The organism is Streptomyces albospinus (assembly GCF_014648695.1).
Classification (GTDB): domain Bacteria; phylum Actinomycetota; class Actinomycetes; order Streptomycetales; family Streptomycetaceae; genus Streptomyces; species Streptomyces albospinus.
Map to the genome: position 1 here is coordinate 135,258 of NZ_BMRP01000009.1, position 22,233 is coordinate 157,490.

Annotated in this window: 16 protein-coding genes; 8 read left to right on the plus strand and 8 right to left on the minus strand. The window is 73.9% G+C overall.

The window, feature by feature from the left end; genetic code table 11:
- Positions 1 to 316: 316 nt before the first annotated feature.
- On the minus strand, positions 317 to 1,726 hold the full coding sequence (locus IEZ17_RS15110) for a CpaE/TadZ family protein (protein WP_229852277.1): 1,410 nt from the start codon (positions 1,724 to 1,726) through the stop codon (positions 317 to 319).
- 637 nt (positions 1,727 to 2,363) lie between these two features.
- The gene (locus IEZ17_RS15120; RefSeq protein ID WP_189300312.1) at positions 2,364 to 3,503 is read right to left on the minus strand and encodes a ubiquitin family protein; all 1,140 of its coding nucleotides are present in this window, start codon (positions 3,501 to 3,503) and stop codon (positions 2,364 to 2,366) included.
- Positions 3,504 to 3,686: 183 nt separating this feature from the next.
- Between IEZ17_RS15120 and IEZ17_RS15125 the strand changes: the two genes are divergently transcribed.
- The 6 genes from IEZ17_RS15125 to rarD all read left to right on the plus strand — a co-directional run bounded on the left by IEZ17_RS15125 (position 3,687) and on the right by rarD (position 12,155).
- On the plus strand, positions 3,687 to 4,925 hold the full coding sequence (locus IEZ17_RS15125; RefSeq protein WP_189300492.1) for a sensor histidine kinase: 1,239 nt from the start codon (positions 3,687 to 3,689) through the stop codon (positions 4,923 to 4,925).
- Between the two features lie 166 nt (positions 4,926 to 5,091).
- The gene (locus IEZ17_RS15130; protein ID WP_189300314.1) at positions 5,092 to 6,414 is read left to right on the plus strand and encodes a sensor histidine kinase; all 1,323 of its coding nucleotides are present in this window, start codon (positions 5,092 to 5,094) and stop codon (positions 6,412 to 6,414) included.
- A gap of 267 nt (positions 6,415 to 6,681) precedes the next feature.
- Entirely contained in the window at positions 6,682 to 7,341 is a 660-nt protein-coding gene (locus IEZ17_RS15135; RefSeq protein ID WP_229852291.1) for a response regulator transcription factor, read from the plus strand.
- 294 nt (positions 7,342 to 7,635) lie between these two features.
- Complete coding sequence (locus IEZ17_RS15140; protein WP_189300317.1) at positions 7,636 to 9,588, plus strand: 2-oxoacid:acceptor oxidoreductase subunit alpha; 1,953 nt, start codon at positions 7,636 to 7,638, stop codon at positions 9,586 to 9,588.
- Entirely contained in the window at positions 9,581 to 10,675 is a 1,095-nt protein-coding gene (locus IEZ17_RS15145; RefSeq protein WP_189300319.1) for a 2-oxoacid:ferredoxin oxidoreductase subunit beta, read from the plus strand. Before IEZ17_RS15140 ends, IEZ17_RS15145 begins: the two co-directional genes overlap by 8 nt.
- A gap of 487 nt (positions 10,676 to 11,162) precedes the next feature.
- Positions 11,163 to 12,155: an EamA family transporter RarD gene (gene rarD, locus IEZ17_RS15150; protein WP_189300321.1), complete on the plus strand. Its 993-nt coding sequence runs from the start codon at positions 11,163 to 11,165 to the stop codon at positions 12,153 to 12,155.
- A gap of 34 nt (positions 12,156 to 12,189) precedes the next feature.
- Here rarD and IEZ17_RS15155 read toward each other — a convergent pair whose 3' ends face one another.
- The 6 genes from IEZ17_RS15155 to IEZ17_RS15180 all read right to left on the minus strand — a co-directional run bounded on the left by IEZ17_RS15155 (position 12,190) and on the right by IEZ17_RS15180 (position 19,806).
- Complete coding sequence (locus tag IEZ17_RS15155; RefSeq protein ID WP_189300323.1) at positions 12,190 to 13,056, minus strand: ABC transporter permease; 867 nt, start codon at positions 13,054 to 13,056, stop codon at positions 12,190 to 12,192.
- The gene (locus IEZ17_RS15160; protein ID WP_189300324.1) at positions 13,043 to 14,056 is read right to left on the minus strand and encodes an ABC transporter ATP-binding protein; all 1,014 of its coding nucleotides are present in this window, start codon (positions 14,054 to 14,056) and stop codon (positions 13,043 to 13,045) included. The genes IEZ17_RS15155 and IEZ17_RS15160 overlap by 14 nt, the downstream gene beginning before the upstream one ends.
- 181 nt (positions 14,057 to 14,237) lie before the next feature.
- Positions 14,238 to 15,512, minus strand: coding sequence for a LolA family protein (locus IEZ17_RS15165; RefSeq protein WP_189300326.1), 1,275 nt, complete (start codon positions 15,510 to 15,512; stop codon positions 14,238 to 14,240).
- Positions 15,513 to 15,836: 324 nt separating this feature from the next.
- A complete protein-coding gene (locus tag IEZ17_RS15170; RefSeq protein WP_189300328.1) occupies positions 15,837 to 16,850 on the minus strand; it encodes a polyprenyl synthetase family protein in 1,014 nt (337 codons plus the stop codon).
- Between the two features lie 465 nt (positions 16,851 to 17,315).
- Entirely contained in the window at positions 17,316 to 18,518 is a 1,203-nt protein-coding gene (locus IEZ17_RS15175; protein ID WP_189300330.1) for an FAD-dependent oxidoreductase, read from the minus strand.
- A 25-nt stretch (positions 18,519 to 18,543) separates the two neighbouring features.
- Positions 18,544 to 19,806 carry a carboxylate--amine ligase gene (locus tag IEZ17_RS15180; RefSeq protein ID WP_189300332.1) on the minus strand — a complete coding sequence of 421 codons (1,263 nt, stop codon included), beginning with the start codon at positions 19,804 to 19,806 and terminating at the stop codon, positions 18,544 to 18,546.
- A gap of 248 nt (positions 19,807 to 20,054) precedes the next feature.
- Between IEZ17_RS15180 and fahA the strand changes: the two genes are divergently transcribed.
- Positions 20,055 to 21,296 carry a fumarylacetoacetase gene (gene fahA / locus IEZ17_RS15185; RefSeq protein WP_189300333.1) on the plus strand — a complete coding sequence of 414 codons (1,242 nt, stop codon included), beginning with the start codon at positions 20,055 to 20,057 and terminating at the stop codon, positions 21,294 to 21,296.
- Positions 21,297 to 21,722: 426 nt separating this feature from the next.
- A complete protein-coding gene (locus IEZ17_RS15190) occupies positions 21,723 to 22,211 on the plus strand; it encodes a hypothetical protein (protein WP_189300335.1) in 489 nt (162 codons plus the stop codon).
- The last annotated feature ends 22 nt before the right edge of the window (positions 22,212 to 22,233 follow it).

The window sequence follows — 22,233 nt, forward strand, 5'->3', positions numbered from 1 at the left end:
CCGGCCGCGCTGAGCAGCCGCGTCGTCGCCGATGGACCGGTTGTCCTCACTTCGCCCTACCTGGGTGGCCGGCAGCGTAGACGCCTGCCCCGCTTGTCTCATGGGGCGTCTCACAGGGCGGACGGCGGGGGTCTGGATGGCGGGATGGGGCGAGATCGGGGCGGGGCCGGGCCGGGCGGGGCGGGGCGGGGCCGGGGGACGGTCGGAGCCCCGCAGGGGCCCAGGGGAGCCCGGCCCGAGTCCGGTCGGAGTCCGGCCGGAGCCCGGTCGGAGTCTGGCCCGAGTCCGGTCGGAGTCCCGTCAGGGCCGGTCCGGGTCAGCTCGGGGAGCCGCCGAAGTGGGTGCGGGGATCGGTCGGCGGGAGCGGCGCCGGCGGGGGCAGGTGCGACGGGTGCTGGATGTGGGGCGGCGGCGCGGCGGGCGGCGCGGCCGGCGGCGCGGCCGGCGGCGCGGCCGGCTGAGCGGCCACCTGCTGGGCAACGGGCTGGGCAACCGGCCGGGGCCGGGGCTGCTGCTGCGGTCCGCCCGGGGGCTGGGGGTATCCCTGCGGGGCCGGCTGCGGCTGCGGCTGTGGTGCCGACTGCTGTCGCGATATCGGCTGCTGTCGCGATATCGGTTGCGGCTGCGGTGTCGGCTGCGGCTGCGGGGAGTCCTGGTGGGGCGTCCGGTGCTGCCGACGCCGGCTCGGGTCGCGGGAGACCGCGCGGTCCATGACCTCGGCCGCGATCCGCGCCGCGGCCTCCCGCGTCCGCTCCCCCAGCAGCTCCGTACGGATGGCGCCGCCGGCCGCCAGATGGCGGTCGTACGGCAGCGGCAGCACCGCCGCGCCGCCGGCGCCCAGATGGCCGGCGGCCTTGCGGACGTCGACGCCGCTGTCGGGCGAGGAGTGGGTGAGCACCACGACCGTGGTCGGCAGCAGGCCCGGGTGCAGACCGCCGACCCAGTCCAGCACGGAGCGGGTGGCCGCGACGCCCTCCGGGGTCGCCGGGGTGACCAGGACGCGGGCCTGGGTCGTCACCAGCGCGGTGCGCGCCACCTCGGCGGGCAGCGTCTCGCAGTCCACGACCGTGGCCGCGAAGTGGCGGCGCAGGGACGTCATCACCACGCGGTACGCGTCGATGTCCAGCCGGGTCCCGATGGCGCCCTGGCTGCCGGGCAGCAGCCAGCCGCCCCCGGCGAACGGGAGCAGATAGCCGGTCAGGTCCGTGATCAGCATCGACGGTTCGACGATTTGCGCCAGGTCGCTGCCGGACCAGCGCACTTCGCGGGCGCCGAGCCGGTGCGGGAGCGTGCCCAGCGCCGGGTCGGCCTCGACGGCGAGCACCGGATCGGAGCGGTAGTGCGCGAAGGTCAGCGCCAGGAGGGCGGCGACGGTGGACTTGCCGGCGCCGCCGCGGATGCTGGACACGGCGATCTGCCGGCCCGTGGACACCGGTTGCTGGATGGCGTACGCGGCCTGGGTGAGGGCGGCGGTCTCGGCGGCCGGGGAGGACGCGAACACCCGGCGCAGGGCCCGGCCCGCGCGCCGGCTCAGCGGGTCGCCGCGCCGCGGCCGGGGCTGCCCGTCGGCCAACTCGGGCGGCAGCAGCGGTACGGAGACCGGCGTCCGGGCGGGCAGCCCGGCACGGCCGTAACGCCCGGGATCGGGGGCCGAAGAGGCCGAAGGAGCCGAAGAAGCGGAGGGGGGCGTGGGGGCCGCCTCGGGGGCCGCCTCGGGCGCCGGCATCGGGGGCGCGGCGGGCGCAGACGGGGCGGCGGCCGACGGGGCAGGCGCAGCCGGAGCGGGCACAGCCGGAGCGGGCGCAGCCGGAGCCATCGCAGCCGCGGGCATCGCGGCTGGAGGCATCGGCGCCGGGGGCACCGCTACGGGCTTGGGGTCGAACGGCGACACCTCAACAGGCGCGGGCCCAACAGGCGCCGGCCCAATAGGAGCGGGCCCAACGGGAGCCGGCCCAACGGGAGCCGCAGCCGCGGGCGTCGGCTCCGGAGTCGTCGGCTGCGCAGGGGCCGCCGCCGGCATCGGTACCGCCGCCGGCAGCGCGCCCGGCGCGTGCCCGGCGTCCGCCGCCGCACCGCTCACCATGTCCACACCCTTCGTACTCACCGGACCTGCACCCCCTTCCCGCGCCTCCCGGTCGCGCGGCTCACGCATCTCCTCGCCCGCCCGGCCCTCGTGCCGACCCTGCCGTTCTTGCCGTTCTTGCCGTTCTTGCAGTTCTTGCAGTTCTTGCCGTGCCTGCATTCCGAACTGCTCCGTGCTCCCGGGAAGTTCCGGCGGCGCCGGGTCTTCACAGGATTTCCCCCACGAATTCCCGCCGGGGTACCTGCCGTCTCCGCCGGCACCGCCCCTCCCGCCTTCCCGGTCAGGACCCGCCCCACAGGAGCCCGTAGAGCCCGAAGGCTCCCAGGCCCACCGGAATCAGCGCCACCATGCTCACCGACTCGACGCGGTCCAGCCAGTGCCGCAGCCGGGCCCGGAAGGGCTCCGGCACCCGTACGGCGAGCGCCGCCACCGGCAGGGCGGCCAGGACGCACAGCGCGGCCAGGGCGCGGCCCGGGGCGCCGCCGTCCGTGGCGCAGAGGAGGACGAGCCGTACGCAGACGGCCGTGCCGGCCGCGAGCAGCGCGACCACCTCGACGGCCAGGGGGTAGGCGCGGGCCCGGGAGAACAGGACCACGGACAGCAGGACGGCGGTGAGCACCGGCCAGGTGCCGCCGTCGCCCGCCACGAGGACGCCGGCCGCGCCGGCCGAGACCGCCATGGCCACCGTGGCCGGGGCCAGCCCCCGGTGGGTGGCGCCGAGTGCGGCGGCCACCTGGTGCCGGCTGACCGGGGTGCCACCGGAGTGTCGGTCGTCCAGCCGGGTCAGGCCGGCCGCCGTCAGGGCCAGCCGGGGCAGCGCCCCGAGGGCCAGTACGGAGAGGAAGCCGAGGGCGGCTCCCGTACGGGTGGGGTCGGTCAGGGCCAGGCCCGCCTCCCAGGCGCCCACGGCGAGCGCGAGCGCCGCCGCGCCCGTGAGGCCGCCGCGCCCGAGGCCCGTGCAGAGTCCGAGGAGCGCGAGGACGGCGGCGGCGGTGAGTCCGACGGCGGCGAGCCGGGCGGCGCCCGCCGGGGCGGCCTGCCAGGCGGCGAGGGTGCCGAGCGTGCCACCGAGCAGCAGCAGCGCGGTGCCGGGGGCGTGCCGCCCGGTGCGTCCGGCCGATGCGGCGAGGGCGGCTCCGGCGCCCTCGGCCACGACGGCGACGCCGCCGAGCCAGAGCGCGGTGCCGCGGTCCCCGTACCAGGCGCCCGCGCAGACCCCGGCGACCGCGGCGAGCAGCACGCTCGCCGTCATCGCGGTCCAGGTCCGGCTCGGCTCGCCCCATCCCCAGCCGTGGACGTCCAGGGGGTCGGCCGCGTCACCGGTGAGGTCGGTGCCGGCCGGGGGCGTGGCACGCGGCGTCCGGCCGCTGCCTCCGCGCCGCCCGGCGCCCGCGCTCACATCCGTATTCACACTCGTCATGTCCACGCGGCCCCGTTCTGCACCGCAACACCATACGGTCCCGCCGCGGCGCCCTGTCCACACCGGACGCGTAACGGAGCGGCAGCAACCCGCGCCGATACGGCGGGTGGTGGGGCAAACCCCACCCCCGCCACCCCACGAACCCCATGGCACGCCGGTCGCGGGACCGGCAAGCTGGGGCGTATGACGGAAAGTTCCCAGCTCACCGACCCTGCCGACGACGCCCGTGACGGGGTGTCGCTGCCGCCGCCCAGGGCACCGCTCAGCAGCTGGACCTGGCGGGAGATCGGGTATCTGCTGGCCAACTTCCCACTGGACGTGGTGGCGTTCGTGGTGCTGGTGGTGTGGCTGGCGGCGGGGCTGGCGCTGTCCGTCACGGTGGTCGGAGTGCCGCTGCTGGCGACGGGGCTGACGGCCTGTCGGCAGTACGGGAGGCTGGAGCGGGCCCGGGCACGCTCCTGGCTGGGGGTCGCGGTGGACGAGCCGAGCCGGCTGCGGCCTCGGGAGCACGGGTTCTTCGGGTGGCTGTGGACGTGTCTGAAGGACCCGGTCGCCTGGCGGCACGCGCTGTTCGCGTTCGTCCGGCTGCCGTGGGGCATCCTCACGTTCGCGGTCGTCCTCGTCTCGCTCTTCGTGGGCTGGCCGGTGCTGCCCTGGCTGGCGCGCTGGCTGTCCAACGTGGACCGGGCGATGGTGCGCGGGCTGCTCTCGCCGTCCGACGAACTGGAGCGGCGGATCGCCGAGCTGGAGTCGGACCGGGTGGCGGTCACCGACACCGCCGCCGCCGATCTGCGGCGCATCGAGCGGGATCTGCACGACGGCGCGCAGGCCCGGCTGGTGGCGCTCGCCATGGGGCTGGGGCTGGCGAAGGAGAAGCTGCTGGAGGGCCGGGCCGACGAGAGCGTGGCGGCGATGGTGGACGAGGCGCACGGCGAGGTGAAGCTGGCGCTCCAGGAGCTGCGGGACCTGGCCCGGGGCATCCATCCGGCGATCCTGACGGACCGCGGTCTGGGGCCCGCGCTGGCGTCGCTGGCCGGGCGCTGCACGGTGCCGGTCACCACGTCCGTGGATCTGGCCGAGCGGCCCGCCGCCGCCATCGAGGGCATCGTCTACTTCACCGTCTCCGAGCTGCTCCAGAACGTCTCCAAGCACAGCGCCGCGCGGCAGGCGTCCGTGGAGGTGTGGCGGTCCCGGGACCGGCTGCTGCTCCAGGTGCGGGACGACGGGAAGGGCGGCGCGCGGCTGGACGGCGGCAGCGGGATGGCCGGGCTCGCGGACCGGCTGGGGTCGGTGGACGGGCTGTTCGTCCTGGATTCGCCGGCGGGCGGGCCGACGCGGGTGACCGCGGAGGTGCCGTGGCGACCGCGGCCCGGGGAGCGTCCGGAGGGCGGCCGGGGGAAGGGCGCGCGCGGGCGCCGCTGACCGCCGCGCGGGGGTGGGGAAAACCCCCGGAGAAGACTGCGAGCAGCCTCATGGTCCGGGCGGCGGCGGTGGCAGAACCTGGATACGAGCCGGCGGGCATCGACGCCGGCCGGAATCGGCGCCGGGCACGGCACGGACCGCCACGGCAGAAACGGACGACGAGACCATGGACACCGCGCACTCCGCCTACCCCCCGCACCCCCGCGGTTCCCGGGTGCCCGTGGGGCTGCGCGCCCCCTTCTCGGGACGCACCTGGCGGGAGTTCCTGCACCTCTTTCTCAGCGTCCCGATGGCGAGCCTGATGTTCTCGTACGCGATCGCGGTGGTCGCGCTGGCGGCCGGTCTGCTGATCACGTTCCTGGGCATCCCGGTACTGGCCGGCGGCCTGGTCGGCGCCCGGGGGCTGGGCACTCTGGAGCGCCTCCGGGCCCGGGCCCTGCTGGACGTGGACGTGGCCGATCCGGAGCCGGTCCGCCCGTCGAAGCCCGGCCTGATGGGGTGGGTCGGGGCGGTGCTCAAGAGCGGGGCGTCCTGGCGGCATCTGCTGTACTCCCTGCTGCACTTCCCGTGGGCGCTGTTCGCGTTCGTCTTCGCGACGACGTTCTGGGCGGTGGGCTGGGCACTGCTGGTCTACCCGCTGTGGGCGTGGACGTTCCCCCAGTACTCCGCCCAGCCCGGCCTCCAGCTCTGGGGCGACGGCTACGGCCACGGCTTCTACCTCGGCTCCCCTCTGGCCATCGGGCTCACCAGCGGCGTCGGGCTGCTGCTCGTGCTGGCCGGGCCGTGGGTGATCCACGGGCTGACGCAGGTGGACCGGGTCCTGGTCCGGGGCCTGCTGGGGCCGTCGCCGCTGGCCAGCCGGGTCTCCGAGCTGGAGTCGGACCGCGGGGTGGTGGTGGACACCGCCGCCGCCGATCTGCGGCGCATCGAGCGGGATCTGCACGACGGCGCGCAGGCCCGGCTGGTGGCGCTCGCCATGGATCTGGGCCTGGCGAAGGAGAAGCTGGCCGAGGACCCGCAGGCCGCGGCGCGCATGGTGGGCGAGGCGCACGGCGAGGTGAAGACCGCCCTCCAGGAGCTGCGCGATCTGGCTCGCGGCATCCACCCGGCGATCCTGACCGACCGGGGGCTGGGCCCGGCGCTGTCCGCGCTGGCGGCGCGCTGCACGGTTCCGGTGGCGGTCCATGTCGACCTGGACCGGCGCCCGGCCGCGGCGATCGAGGGCATCGCGTACTTCACCGTCTCCGAGCTGCTCCAGAACGTCTCCAAGCACGCCCGGGCCGGCCGCGCGACGGTGGACGTCTGGCGCACCGCGGACCGGCTGATGCTGCTGGTGTCCGACGACGGCCGGGGCGGTGCGCACACCGAGGCGGGCAGCGGGCTGGCCGGTCTCGCCGAACGGCTGGACTCGGTCGACGGCCTGCTGGTCGTGGAGTCCCCCGAGGGCGGCCCGACCTCCGTCACCGCCGAACTGCCGTGGCGCGGCTGACCTGGCGCAGCTGACCGCCGCCGGGCCGCGCCCCTGAGGCCGCGCGGCCGGAGCCGGGACGGGGGTCCGGCTCCGGCCGCGCGCCCGACTGCACCGCCCCTCCGCACCCCCTGCCTTCCGCCTCCCCCTCGCCTCCCCTGTTCCCTCCGTCCCCTCCGTCCCCTGCCTTCCGCCTCACCCGCCCGCCCCCGTCCGGATGCTGGAATGCTGGGGGCTGGCAGGGTGGGACCGTACGGAGCTGGGGGACGCAGAGTCGTGGAGGACAAGGTGCGGGTGGTCATCGCCGAGGATTCGGTGCTGCTGCGGGAGGGCCTTACGCGGTTGCTGACCGACCGGGGGCACGAGGTCGTGGCGGGGGTCGGGGACGCCGAGGCGCTGATCAAGGTGATCGGGGAGCTGGCGGCCGAGGGCGCGCTGCCGGACGTGGTGGTGGCGGACGTACGGATGCCGCCGACCCACACCGACGAGGGCGTACGGGCCGCGATCCGGCTGCGCCGGGACCACCCCGACCTGGGGGTGCTGGTGCTGTCGCAGTACGTGGAGGAGCAGTACGCGACCGAGCTGCTGGCCGGGTCGACCCGGGGCATCGGCTATCTGCTCAAGGACCGGGTCGCCGAGGTGCGGGAGTTCGTCGACGCGGTGGTGCGGGTGGCGCAGGGCGGTACGGCGCTGGACCCGGAGGTGGTGGCGCAGCTGCTGGGCCGCAGCCGCAAGCAGGACGTGCTGGCCCACCTGACCCCGCGGGAGCGGGAGGTGCTCGGGCTGATGGCCGAGGGCCGGACGAACTCCGCCGTCGCCCGGCAGCTGGTGGTCAGCGACGGCGCCGTCGAGAAGCACGTCAGCAACATCTTCCTGAAGCTGGGCCTGGCCCAGAGTGACGGGGATCACCGACGGGTGCTTGCGGTACTCACCTATCTCGATTCCTGACGACCTGACACCCTGTCAGATATGCAGGCAGGGGCGATGGCCATCCAAAACCGGGACCTTGGACGTAGAACCAATAGACGAGACCGGCGCGTGCGGAAAACAGGGTGGCAGGGGCAATGATTCGATGACAAAACAGGCCAGAACGGTGTCTCACCTCGGTGTCCACGATGTGACCGACCCAGGGAAGGACACCCTTACCCAAGTACGATGGATATGGGACAACCGGTCGGTACGACACGTCCCAAGCCCTGCCTCCGGCGGGGATGCCGCACCCCTTGAGGGAGGTCCGAAGCAGTGACCAGCCAGGTCAGTAGCACAGCCGAGCAGGCCGACGGAGCGCTTGTCGGGGAACAGCGCAGCCCCGGCGACGGCGGCCCGGACAAAGAAGTCCGGCGCCTGGACCGGGTGATCATCCGGTTCGCCGGCGACTCCGGTGACGGTATGCAGCTCACCGGTGACCGGTTCACGTCCGAGACGGCGTCCTTCGGCAACGACCTGTCGACGCTGCCGAACTTCCCCGCCGAGATCCGGGCCCCCGCCGGCACCCTCCCGGGCGTCTCCAGCTTCCAGCTGCACTTCGCCGACCACGACATCCTCACCCCCGGTGACGCGCCGAACGTGCTGGTGGCGATGAACCCGGCCGCGCTCAAGGCGAACATCGCCGACGTGCCGCGCGGCGCGGAAATCATCGTCAACACCGACGAGTTCACCAAGCGCCCGATGGCGAAGGTGGGCTATGCGACCAGCCCGCTGGAGGACGGCTCGCTGGCGGCGTACAACGTCCACCCGGTGCCGCTGACGACGCTGACCATCGAGGCGCTCAAGGAGTTCGGGCTCTCCCGCAAGGAGGCCGAGCGCAGCAAGAACATGTTCGCGCTGGGTCTGCTGTCCTGGATGTACCACCGCCCCACCGAGGGCACCGAGAAGTTCCTGCGCGCCAAGTTCGCCAAGAAGCCGGACATCGCGGAGGCGAACGTCACCGCCTTCCGGGCCGGCTGGAACTTCGGCGAGACCACCGAGGACTTCGCGGTCTCCTACGAGGTCGCGCCGGCCACCGCCGCGTTTCCGACGGGCACCTACCGCAACATCTCCGGGAACCTGGCGCTCTCCTACGGCCTGATCGCCGCTTCGCAGCAGGCGGATCTGCCGCTGTACCTCGGCTCGTACCCGATCACCCCGGCCTCCGACATCCTGCACGAGCTGTCCAAGCACAAGAACTTCGGTGTGCGGACGTTCCAGGCGGAGGACGAGATCGCCGGCATCGGCGCGGCGCTGGGCGCGGCCTTCGGCGGCTCGCTGGCCGTGACCACGACCTCGGGCCCCGGTGTGGCGCTGAAGTCGGAGACCATCGGCCTGGCGGTCAGCCTGGAGCTCCCGCTGCTGATCGTGGACATCCAGCGCGGCGGCCCCTCGACGGGCCTGCCCACCAAGACCGAGCAGGCCGACCTGCTCCAGGCGATGTACGGGCGCAACGGCGAGGCCCCGGTGCCGATCGTGGCGCCGAGGACGCCCGCCGACTGCTTCGACGCGGCGCTCGACGCGGCCCGCATCGCCCTCACCTACCGCACCCCGGTCCTCCTGCTCTCCGACGGCTATCTGGCCAACGGCTCGGAGCCCTGGCGGATCCCGGAGGTGGACGAACTCCCCGATCTGCGCGTGCAGTTCGCCGCCGGCCCCAACCACGAGCTGGCGGACGGCACCGAGGTGTTCTGGCCCTACAAGCGCGATCCGCAGACGCTGGCGCGCCCCTGGGCCGTCCCCGGCACGCCCGGTCTGGAGCACCGCATCGGCGGCATCGAGAAGCAGGACGGCACCGGCAACATCTCCTACGACCCGGCCAACCACGACTTCATGGTGCGCACCCGCCAGGCGAAGGTGGACGGCGTCGAGGTCCCGGACGTCGAGGTCGACGACCCCGCGGACGAGAGCGGCCGGGGCGCCGGCACCCTGGTGGTGGGCTGGGGCTCGACGTACGGCCCGATCACTGCCGCGGTACGGCGCGTACGGGGCGCAGGGGAGCGCATCGCGCAGGTGCATCTGCGCCACCTCAACCCCTTCCCGCGGAATCTCGGCGAGGTCCTCGCGCGTTACGACAAGGTGATCGTGCCGGAGATGAACCTCGGACAGCTCGCCACCCTGCTGCGCGCCAGGTATCTGGTCGACGCGCGCTCGCACACCCAGGTCAGCGGAATGCCGTTCAAGGCCGAGCAGCTCGCGGAGGTCTTTAAGGAGGCCATCAATGACTGAGACGATCTCGGAGAGGTCCTCGCAGATCGAGGCGCTCTCCCTGGTGCCCAAGGCCGAAGCCAAGCAGTCCATGAAGGACTTCAAGTCCGACCAGGAAGTGCGCTGGTGCCCCGGCTGCGGTGACTACGCCGTCCTCGCCGCCGTCCAGGGCTTCATGCCCGAGCTCGGTCTGGCGAAGGAGAACATCGTCTTCGTCTCCGGCATCGGCTGCTCCTCCCGCTTCCCGTACTACATGAACACCTACGGGATGCACTCCATCCACGGCCGCGCCCCGGCCATCGCGACCGGCCTGGCCTCCTCGCGCCGCGATCTGTCCGTCTGGGTCGTCACCGGCGACGGCGATGCGCTGTCCATCGGCGGCAACCACCTCATCCACGCCCTGCGACGCAACGTCAACCTCAAGATCCTGCTGTTCAACAACCGGATCTACGGCCTGACCAAGGGCCAGTACAGCCCCACCTCGGAGCTCGGCAAGATCACCAAGTCCACGCCGATGGGCTCGCTGGACGCGCCGTTCAACCCGGTCTCGCTGGCGCTCGGCGCCGAGGCGACCTTCGTCGCCCGCACCATCGACTCCGACCGCAAGCACCTGACCTCGGTGCTGCGCGAGGCCGCCGCGCACCCCGGCACGGCACTGGTGGAGATCTACCAGAACTGCAACATCTTCAACGACGGCGCCTTCGAGGTCCTCAAGGACAAGGAGCAGGCCCAGGAAGCCGTGATCCGCCTGGAGCACGGGCAGCCGATCCGGTTCGGCGCCCCGGCGCCCGACGGCCTGGGCTCCAAGGGCGTGGTCCGCGACCCGTCCGGCGGCGACCTCAAGATCATCGACGTCACCGAGGAAGGCACCGAAGGGGTCCTGGTGCACGACGCGCACAGCCCCTCCCCCACCACGGCGTTCGCCCTCTCCCGGCTCGCCGACCCCGACACCCTGCACCGCACCCCGATCGGTGTGCTGCGCAACGTCGACCGGCCGGTCTACGACACGCTGATGTCCGACCAGCTGGAGCGCGCCATCGAGCAGAAGGGCAAGGGCGACCTGGCCGCCCTGCTCGCCGGCAACGACACCTGGACGGTCGTCGGCTGACCCGCCACCGCCTGCCCGAAGCGAGCGGGTGCCCGTACGGAAGCGTCTGACGGCGCTTCCGTACGGGCACCCGCTCGGCCGTTCCGGGCGGCCCCCGGGCGGCGGCGGAGGGCCGCGGCGCATCCCTTGCGCGGACGGGGCCGCAGCGCCGTGCCGGTGCCATGCCGGCGGCCTTCCGACTGCCACGGGCAAGGGCACGGGCATCCGCCGCGGCCGTCCGTCGCCGCCTGTGCCACGGGCCCGCTCGGCCGGCTCGCCGGGCACCCGGCAACCCCGCTCGCCGGCGCGCTCGCGGAGCGCTGAAGCCGCTCCCGGCCGAGGGCCGGGGAGGGTCCGGGACGGGGCTCGGCGGGCGCGGTTCGGGGCCGGCAGCGGCCCGTCGGCTGCGCCGGGCCGGAGCGTCATGACCGTATTTCAAAACGGACATGACAGCCGATCCGTGCGGCGCTACCTTTCACAGGTCGACGCAGCACACCAGGAGGGCCCCTTGCAGCCTCGAACCGACCAGCGCGCCGGACTCGCCTACGGCCTTGCCGCCTACACCATGTGGGGTCTGCTGCCGCTCTACTGGCATCTCCTCAGCACCGCCGCACCGGCCGAGATCCTGGCCCACCGCATGGTCTGGTCGCTGCCCGTCGCCGTCATCATCCTTGCCGCGCTGCGCCGTTGGGCCTGGATACGCCCGCTGCTGCGCCAGCCCCGGCGGCTCGGGCTGATCCTGGTCTGCGCCGTCGTCATCTCGCTGAACTGGTTCCTGTACATCTGGGCGGTCAACACCGGGCATGTACTGGAAGCCTCGTTGGGCTACTTCATCAACCCGCTGGTCAGCATCGCCTTCGGGGTGCTGGTGCTGCGGGAGCGGCTCCGGCCGCTCCAGTGGACGGCGGTGGGCGTCGGCGCGCTGGCCGTCGTGGTGATGACCATCGCCTACGGCAAGATGCCGTGGATCGCGCTCGGGCTGGCCCTGTCGTTCGCGACGTACGGGCTGGTCAAGAAGGGCATCAAGCTCGACGGCATCGAGGGGTTCAGCGCCGAGACGGCCCTTCAGGCGCTGCCGGCTCTGGGGTATCTGGTCTTCCTCGGGGTCCGCGGTGATTCCAGCTTCGCCACCGGCGGGGTGGGCCAGGCGCTGCTCCTGTCGGCGTGCGGTATCGCCACCGCGGTGCCGCTGATCTGCTTCGGCGCCTCGGCGGTACGGCTGCCGCTGACGACGATCGGCATGTTGCAGTACCTGGCGCCGACCTTCCAGTTCCTGCTCGGACTGACGGTCTTCCACGAGGAGATGCCGGCGGAGCGCTGGGCCGGCTTCGCGCTCGTGTGGGCCGCGCTGGCCGTACTGACCTGGGACGCGCTGCGCACCGCCCGGAAGGGGCGGACGGAGCTGGCCCGGGCCGCGGCGCGGGCCGGCGAGACGGCCGCGGCCGAGGCGGCGCACGCCACCCGGACCGCCGCGGACCCGGCCGGGCACGAGGCCGGTTGAGAGACGACCGGGCCGCAGGCGGCCCCCGGGCCCGTCAGGCCGTGATGTCGCGGGTGGTGAACCGCGCCCAGGCCGCCGAGCCGAACACCACCGCGTACAGCGCCTGAAGGCCGATGTTCTTCTGCAACTGGTCCCAGTAGACCGGGTCGCGGAGCAGGTCCGCGAAGGACAGCCAGTAGTGCGAGAAGAGATACGGCTGGATGGCGTGCAGCTGCGGGATGGTGTCCAGGATCTGCACGGTGATCAGCAGGCCGACCGTGGTCGCCATCGCCGCGATACCGCTGTTGGTGAGCGTCGAGATGAACAGGCCCAGTGCCGCCACCCCGAGGAGGGACAGCGCCACCACCCCGGCGATCGCCAGCGCCCGCAGCAGCCCCTCGCCGAAGGATATGGACGTCCCGGAGAGCAGGGTGACCTTGCCCAGGGGGAACAGCGCCGCGCCGGTCACCAGCGCCGAGAGCGCCACGACCAGGGTGCCGACCAGGCAGAACGCCATGCTCGTCGCGTACTTGGCGAACAGCAGGCGGGCGCGGCCCGCGGGGGCGACGAGGAGATAGCGCAGCGTCCCCGCGTTGGCCTCGCCGGCGATGGCGTCGCCCGCGATGACCCCGATGGCCATCGGCAGGAAGAACGGCAGTGTCACCGCGAGGGAGGTGAAGACCAGGAAGAGGCCGTTGTTGGTGACCTGGGAGATGAACGCCGGGCCGCCGTCCCCGCCGTCCGGACCGCGGCTGCCGGTCTCGATCTTGATGGCGACGCCGACCAGGATCGGGACGCCGGCGAGCACGGCCAGCAGCGCGAGGGTGCGCCAGCGCCGGAAGGTCGTACCGATCTCGCTGCGCAGCAGGCCCAGCGACCACAGCCGCCGGGGCGCACGCCGCACCGTCTCAGCCTGCGACATCGAAGCCCTCCCCGGTGAGATGCACGAAGACGTCCTCCAGAGACGCCCGCTCGGCGCCGAAAGCGCGGACCCGGACGCCGGCCCGGACCAGCGCGGCGTTCAGATCGGCCGGCTCCGCCGGGTGCCCGTCCGGCGGCGCGGGGAGGTCGCCGGTCACCCGGTCGCCGGCGACCCGGATGTCGGTCACCCCGTGCTCCTTCAGGACGCGGGTCGCGTCGGCCGGGTCCGGGGTGGTCACCGCCAGCCGGCCGTGGCCGCCCGAATCGAGGACGGTGGCGGAGAGTTCGGCGACCGTGCCCTGGGTGATCAGCCGGCCGCGGGCCATCACCGCGGCGTGGGTGCAGACCTGCTCGATCTCGTCGAGGAGGTGGGAGGAGAGGAAGACCGTGGTGCCGTCCGCGGCCAACTCGCGGACCAGGGTGCGGATCTCCCGCATGCCCTGCGGGTCCAGGCCGTTGGTCGGCTCGTCCAGGACCAGCAGCTCACGGGGCTGGAGCAGCGCGGCGGCCAGGCCGAGGCGCTGCTTCATCCCGAGGGAGTAGGCGCGCGCCTTCTTGCCGGCCGCGGCGCCCAGGCCCACCCGCTCCAGGGCCCGGTCCACCCGCTCGTCGCGGGTGCGCGGGTCGGCGGTCGGGTCGGCGGCGTCGAAACGCCGCAGGTTGTCCCGGCCGCTGAGGAAGCCGTAGAGCGCCGGGCCCTCGATGAGCGCGCCGACCGCGGGGAGCACCTGGCGGCTCGCGCCCGGCATCGGCCGGCCGAGCACCCGGGCGCTGCCGGCGGTCGGCTCGATCAGGCCCATCAGCATCCGGATGGTGGTGGTCTTGCCGGAGCCGTTGGGGCCGAGGAAGCCGAAGACGCTGCCGCGCGGTACGGCGAGGTCGAGGCGGTCGACGGCGAGCTGGCCGCCGCGGTACGCCTTGGTCAGCCCGCGGGTCTCGATCACGTGGTCCGCATCGCGCGGCACCGCGCGCCCGGGATCCGCGGCGGTTGGCGGTGGCATGGGCTCCCTCACCTCATGGCGTACGGCATGGCTCGTGCGGACGCATGACGCCTGCGGGCGGCACGGCACGCACACCGCCGGCGTGCGGGGCCCGCCGCGCCTCCCCGGACGGGAGGCGCGGCGGGCCCTTCGCGTAGGGCGGATCGTACGGCGGCACTTCCGGACCGCCGCAGCCGGCCCGTTACTTCGCGGCGTTGGCCGCGTCCAGCAGGGCCTGCTTGTCGACGGCGCCGACGTAGATCGTGCCGTTGTCCGTGATCAGGGCGTTGACCAGGCGGGTGCTGAAGAGGTGCCCGGAGCCGAAGGAGCCGGTCACCTTGCTGCCCAGGCTGTCCAGGAGCTTGCCTGCCTGGCCCTTGGCCGCCTGGTCCTTGCCGCCGGGGCCGGCGCCCTTGATCTTGGCGATGGACGTCCAGTCCTTGCCGATGACGTTCAGTCCGCCGAAGTCCTTCAGGCCCTTGCGGTCCATGGCGCCCTTGGCACCCTTGCCGTCGTTGCCGTGCTCGCGCTGCGCCTTCGCCCGCTGCTGGTCGCCGTCGACGACCTTGGCGCCCTTGGGCGGGGTGAAGGAGAAGGTGTTCGCGGCGGGCTTGGCGAAGTCGACGCTGGTGTAGCCGACGTCGATGGCGGCCGGGCCACCACTCTTGGGGGTGAGGGTGAACTTCAGCGGGACGCCGTTGGCGGCGTCCACCGCGACGCGTATCGAGCCGACCGTGGAGCCGGACTGCTTGGGCTTGATGACGAGCTGGTAGGCGTCCCGCCCGGCCACCTTGGCGGTGTCGCCGACCGTGACCGCGGTCGTGTCGCCGGCCGCCTTCAGGGCCTGCTTCGCGAGCTCCTGCGGAGTGGCGTTCTGGAGGCCGTTGGGCAGGTCCTTGGGGCCCTCGTGGTGCTTGCCGTGCTCGCCGTGACGGGCGTCCTCGCGGGCGGTGTTGTGGACAGCGGTGTTGCTGCCGCTGTCGTACGCCCAGACGTCCTTGCCGTTGTGGATGAGGGTGTAGTCGGCGGTCTTGTCGACGATCGACACCCGCTGCTTCTCGGGGCCGTCGGCGGCGACGCGCAGCGTGTGCGTACCGGACGCGAGCTCGGTGAGCTTGCTCTGCGGCGACGCGGAGGCGCCGGACCCGCCGTGCTCGCCGCCGCCCGGGCCGCCGCCGAAGCCGCCGGCCCCGCCCATGCCGCCCGGCAGGGACGGCAGACCGAGGTCCGTGGTGACCTGGACCGTGCCGGAGAGCTGCTGGACATCGGATTTGGCGATCTTGGCTATCAGGTCCTGCGCGGAGATCTTCGGCAGGTCCGGGGAACCGGATCCGGCGAACGCCGGGACCAGTCCGATCGTCGCCGCCGTCACCCCCGCCACCGCGACCGGTACGGCGTACCGCACCGCCTTACGGCGCTTCGCCGAGCGCCCCCCGTCCCATTCCTCGGTGACCTCGGTCGGTTCGTTCCGTGGCATCTGGCCTACCTCCGTCGTGTGCGGCGGGCTTACGTCCTCCACGCGTCCACCCCTGGCTCATTGTGGCCCGCCCACCGCTTACTGGTGCTCTCCATCTCACCAAATCCCGCGGCCCCGGGCGTCAACCCGCAGGGCCAACTCCACGTACTGCTCTGGGATGACGTCGGGTCACCGCACGCCCGCGCCCGTACGACGGCGGGCTGATCACACCAGGGAAAACGCCCTAGGGGAAACCCCGGAGGACGTCAGGGGACATCGGCGGAGAAGCCGGACGCGGGCACCGGGCAGCACCGCCCGCACCGCCTCCGGCACCGCACCGCGGCCTCACCCCGCGCGGTGCACCACCGTGTCGCAGAGCCCCTCCAGCGCGGACTTCGCCATGCACTCCGGCAGCGGCGCCAGCGTCGCGCGGGCGTCCTCGGCGTAGCGCACCGTGTCCCGGCGGGCCTGCTCCAGCGCCGGGTGGGCGCGCAGCCCGGCCAGCGCCTCGGCGTGCCGGGCGTCGTCCGTGAGATCGCCGGCCAGCAGCTCGCACAGCGCGCGGTCCTCGGGGGTGCCGGCGCTGCTCTCGGCGAGCGCCCGCAGCCGCAGCACGGGCAGCGTCGGAATGCCCTCGCGCAGGTCCGTACCGGGCGTCTTGCCCGACTCGTGCGAGTCACTGGCGATGTCCAGGACGTCGTCCGCCAGCTGGAACGCGGTGCCCAGCCGCTCGCCGTACTGGGTGAGGATGTTGACCGTCGACTCGTCGGCGCCCGACATCATCGCGCCGAACCGGCCGGCGACCGCGATCAGCGAGCCGGTCTTGCCCGCGATGACGTCCAGATAGTGGTCGACCGGGTCGCGGCCGTCGCGCGGCCCCGCGGTCTCCAGGATCTGTCCGGTCACCAGGCGCTCGAACGCCTCGGCCTGGATCCGGACCGCCTCGGGTCCGAGGTCGGCGAGGATGTGCGAGGCGCGGGCGAAGAGGAAGTCACCGGTGAGCACCGCGACGGAGTTGCCCCAGCGGGCGTTGGCGCTGGCCACCCCGCGGCGCACATCGGCCTCGTCCATCACGTCGTCGTGGTAGAGCGTCGCCAGGTGCGTCAGCTCCACGACGACCGCCGAGGGCACCACACCGGGGCTGTACGGGTCGCCGAACTGGGCCGCCAGCATCGCCAGCAGCGGGCGGAACCGCTTGCCTCCGGCGCGCACGAGATGCTGCGCGGCGTCGGTGATGAACGGCACGTCGCTCTTGGTGGCCTCCAGAAGGCCCTCCTCGACAGCCGCCAATCCGGCCTGGACATCGGCCTCAAGAGCCTGGTCCCGCACGCTCAGCCCAATGGGCCCGACGACGGTCACGAGGGGTACTCCTGTCTGCTGACGATCAAACGGAATGTCGATCTGTCGCTGTCTTCACCACTGGCCAGCGTATCCGGTCGCACTTGGATCACCGTGAGCGCCCGCCCCCCGAACCACTCGGCCAGCACAGAAGCCGCCCCGCAGCCATGTCCCGGATCACCTCTCGGCACAGGTCACCCGTGAGAGGGAGGTACCGGAAGAGGCGTACGAGACCCCGAACACCCCTTGCCCCACAGGCGCACCACCGTCCCGGCCACGGGTCCCACCGCGACATCGACCGGAGTACGGCACACCCGCGAGGACCGCGCGGTGCGGGGCCGGCACCTTCCCGGCCGCCCCGATGCCCGCGGCGCCCCCGACGGCCCCGACGCGCCCCGACTTCCCCGACACGCAGGCCACTCCGGCCGTCTCCCCGGCCGGCCGGACCGCGCACGGCGGGGCCGGTGGCGCGGCGCGCCCGCCGCCTCACCCGTAGGTCCGCACCAGCGCCCGCGCCAGCCGGGGCGCGGCGAAGTCCGTGCCGCACACGAAGCGCATCACCGGCCCGAACGACGCGGCGGCCGACAGCCCGGTGAAGTACAGCCCCGGTACGGACGAGCCGAAACCGGCGTCCAGCAGGGGCCCGCCCGCCCGTACGGTGATCCCGGTCCGCAGCCCCGGGCCCAGGAAGTCCAGCGCGTCCAGCGCCACCCGGTAGCCGGTCGCTGCCAGTACGTGATCGGCGGCCAGCTCGGCGCCGCGCCCGTCCGAGCCGCGCAGCGACAGCACCGGGCGGCCGTCGCGCACCTCGGCCCGGTCGATCGGCCGCCCCTGGCTCACCCGCACCCGCCCGACGAAGCGGTCCCGCAGCCACCACGCGCCCAGCGGGCCGAGCACCCGGCGCACCAGGAACCGCCGGGCGGGCACCGGGAGATGGCGGAAGCCGCCCGCGTGCTCCGTCAGCGCCCACAGCGACCAGGCGTTGCCGAACGGCGAGGGCGGGCGCAGCCGCGGCTGGCGGTCCGGAGGCGCGCCGAAGCCCACCGCCGCGGGCCCGCGCGCCACCACCCGTACGGACGCCGCGCCCGCCTCGGCGAGCAGCACCGCGCTCTCCAGGGCCGACTGCCCGGCGCCGACGACCACCACCTCGCGACCGGCCAGCGCGGCGAGGTCGCGGTGCTGCGAGCTGTGCGAGACGGGTCCGGTGGGCGACGGCCCTTCGGGGGCCGCGGCGGCCAGTACGGACGGCAGGTGCGCCAGTCCGCTCAGCCCGGTGGCGACGACCACCGCCCGCGCGCCGAACTGCTCGCCGCTGTCCAGCTTCAGCTCGAAGCCGTCCGCCCGCCGGTCGACCGAGACCACCCGGACCCGCTCCAGCTCGGGGACCACTCGCCGCTGCACCCACCGGCCGTAGCGGACGAAGGTCTCGACGGGGATGACGTCCCAGTCGGACGCATAGCGCCGCTCCCCCGTCGCCGCGCAGAAGTCGCGCAGGGTGTGCCCGGTGTGCGGGACGGCGATGCTGGACGCCGCCGGGGTCGACTTGAGCAGCATGCCCGCGGGCATCCGCTCCGCCCAACTGTCCATCGGTTGCCCGAAGATCCGCACCGGCAGGCCGCGCGCCCGCAGATGCGCGGCCGTCGCCAGCCCGTACGGCCCCGCCCCTATGACCGCTACTGGAGTGCTCACCAAGGTCCCTCCCCACGGTGGAGTTTCACGTGAAACGGCCCCCGGCCGTACCGGCGCGGCGGCCCGCCCGCCGCAGCTGCACCAGATGCCGGGCGCCCGGCCCGACGCTGCGCGCGAGCATGGTGAAGAACGGCAGCGGGTCATCGCCGGCGAACCACGCCAGTTCGGTGCCGGCGGCCCGTGCCGGTCCGTGCGGTCCCGTACGGCCGCGCCGGTAGGCGAGCCGCGCGGGCAGATCGATGTTCTCCACGACGAAGCGGTGCCCGGCCCGCTGCGCACCCTCGGGCACCGGCCGCCCGGTGAGCGCGAGGTGCTGGGCGCGGACGACGTCCACCCCGGCGGTGTTCTCGAAGAGCCGGAACTGCGCGCCCATCCGCGGGTTGAAGTCCAGCAGCTTGTAGCGGCCGTCCCGGCGGTCCAGCCGCCAGTCCAGGTCGGCGATCCCGGCGAACCCGACACTCCGGACGAAGTCGCCGGTCATGGCGGCGAGTTGGGGGTTGTCGACGACGTACGCGCAGGCCGTCATGCCCGCGTACGGCGGCCAGGAGCGCACCTTGACGCCGGTGAACAGGACCCGCACCGCGCCGTGTTCATCGCAGCAGGCGTGCACGATCCAGTCCTCGGCCTGCTCGCCGGGCAGGTACTCCTGGAGGATCACCGCCGGCCGCGGTCCCCAGTCGCGCGCCAGGTCCAGCAGCCGGTCCGGTCCGCCGATCCGGGTCGTCCCGGCGACCGCGGGCCGGCTGCGCCGGACGAACGCCTCCCGGTTCTTGGCCACCACGGGGAAACGGGCCCGGTCCGCGTACGCCGCGATCTCCGCGTACGAGCGGGGGAAGGCGGCGGCCGGCGTGGGCACCCCGTGGGCGGCGCAGAGCTCGTGCAGGCCCTGCTTGCTGGCGAGTCGGCGGGGCAGCGCGGGATCGACCCGAGGGAAGAGAAACGATCCGGCGAGCTCCGCGGCGTGCTCGGCGATCAGCACCGCCGCCTCCTCGTCGGTCGGGAACAGCACCGCGGGCCGGCCGATCCGGCGGCCGATCCGCAGCAGCCCGTCGACCAGCCGCCTCGGATCCTCCCGCCCGGTGGTGGGCCAGACGAACCGGCCCGCCAGATAGCGGGAGGCCGCGGCAGGCGTGAAACGGTCCTCGGTGACGGCGTACACAGGCACGCCGAGCCGCCCCAGGCTGCGGATCGCGCCGACACCCCCGTGGTGCAGCGGATACCGGCCGATCTTCACGATCAGCCCCGGCACGCTCCGGTCGACCCCGAGCCGTACGCCCCTGCGCGCCACATGTCCCCCCAACGGAACGGCCCCGACGGGACGGCCCCCCGGCACGTGCCCGCAAAGGACGCTAGGACCGAATTGCGCAGTGCGGCAAGGCTTTTCCGGACATTGCCAGAACCAGCGGGTTCACCCCCGCCGGTGCACCGTCCGATTCCCTGGCGCGGACCGCCCCGCCGCCCGCCCCCGGCCGTACCCTGATCGACGGACCACCGGCCGCCCACCGGCGACGACGACGAACGCGAGGAGCAGCGTCCATGCCCGAGCAGAGCCCGGAGCAGAGCCCGTTCGACCTGGCAGAAGGCGACCCCTTCGGCCCGCACACCCTCCCCTACGGCGTCTTCAGCACCGCCGACGCGCCCGACCGGCGCCGGATCGGCGTCCGCTACGGCAGCCGCGTCCTGGACCTGAGCGCACTGCCCGGCGCGCTGCCCTCCGTCGTCGCCGCGCCGCACGGCGAACTGCTCGGCGCCGCCACCCTCAACCCGCTGCTCGCCGCCGGCCGCCCCGTATGGCAGCAGGTCCGCGCGGCCGTCCGCACCGCCCTGACCGACCCCGCGCACCGCACCGCCGTCGCCCCGCTGCTGCACCCGCTGGACGGCGTCACCCTGCACCTCCCCTTCGAGGTCGCCGACTACGTCGACTTCTACTCCAGCGAGCACCACGCCACCAACGTCGGCAAGATCTTCCGTCCCGACAGCGCCGCGCTGCCGCCCAACTGGAAGCACCTGCCGATCGGTTACCACGGGCGGGCGGGCACCGTCGTCGTCACCGGCACCCCGGTGGTCCGGCCCCACGGCCAGCGCAAGACCCCCGCGGACGCCGCGCCGGTCTTCGGGCCGTCCGCCCGGCTCGACATCGAGGCCGAGGTCGGCTTCGTCGTCGGCACCCCCTCCGCACTCCACGAGCCGGTGGGCCTGGCCGGCTTCCGCGACCACGTCTTCGGCGTCTGCCTGGTCAACGACTGGTCCGCGCGCGACATCCAGGCGTGGGAGTACGTCCCGCTCGGCCCGTTCCTCGGCAAGTCCTTCGCGACCTCCGTCTCCGCCTGGATCACGCCGCTGGACGCCTTCGACGCGGCCCGGACCGCGCCGCCCGCCCGGGACGTCGCGCCGCTGCCGTACCTCGACGACGCGGCGGCCGAGCCCGGCGGCATCGACCTGCGGATCGAGGTGGCCCGCAACGGCGAGGTGATCTCCCGCCCGCCGTTCGCCGCGATGTACTGGACGGCCGCCCAGCAGCTCGCCCACATGACCGTCAACGGCGCCTCGCTGCGCACCGGCGACCTGTACGCCTCCGGCACCGTCTCCGGGCCCGAGCCCGACCAGCTGGGCTGCCTGCTGGAACTGACCCAGGGCAAGGGTCCCTACCTCCAGGACGGCGACGAGGTCACCCTCACCGCCTGGGCGCCGGGTCCGGACGGCTCCCGGATCGGCCTGGGCGAGGTCACCGGCCGGGTGCTGCCGGCCCGCGAGGTCCCCGCCGACGGCCCGGCCTGACGCTCCGCTCCCCGCTCCCCGCTCCCCGAGGAACTGCTGCCGCTCGCCCTCGACCCGGCGCGCGGCCGGCCGGTCCGGTGGATCTTGCCGGGCCGGCCCGGGAGCGCTTCCGCCCGGCGGTGCAGGCCTGCCTGTCTGCCCGACCCCCGCGCCCCGGCTGCTCGCGGCGCTCGTCGCGGGCTGCGCCCTGGACCGCAGGCTGCTGCCGGGCCACGGCCACCGCGCCGTACGACGCGAGCCGCGGCGGGCGGCCCGCACGGAGCGGGCCGCGCACGCGGTGGAGCGCGCCGTACGGGGAGCGCGCCGTACGCGAGGACAAGGCCGCGTCGGGCGCGGGCCGGGCCTCTGTCGGCGAACTCCGCCTGCCGGTCGTCGCGGCCCGCTGCTAGCCTCACGGGTCCCTGTCCCACAACGGAGGAGACGTACGTGCGCAAGGCAGCACAGTTCGCCGGGGCGGTCGCCGTCGCCGCACTGCTGCTCAGCGGTTGCGGCAGCAGCGGCGGCAGCAGCAAGGACAGCAGCACCCCCAGCAAGACGCCGGAGGCCGCCCCGACGACTCCGGGCGGCGGCGACGGCACGACCTCGGACACCACCGCGGTCGAGGGCGCGTGGAAGGGCGGCACCGCCGGCAGCCCGCTGGTCCTCGTGGTCGCCAAGGGCACCATCGCGTTCAGCAACGGCCACAAGTCCGCCTGCATGGGCAAGGTCGAGAAGATGGCCGGGATGACCATGGCCGTCCTCAAGTGCACCGACGGCGACACCACCCGCACCATGGGCACCCTCAAGCCGGGCGCGGACGGCAAGACGCTGACCGTCTCCTGGAAGGGCGGCCCGACCGAGAAGTACACCAAGAGCGAGGACGGCAGCGTGAAGATCCCCGACATGCCGAAGCTCCCGGACCTGCCGAAGAGCTGACCGCTCCCCCGCGCAACGGCCG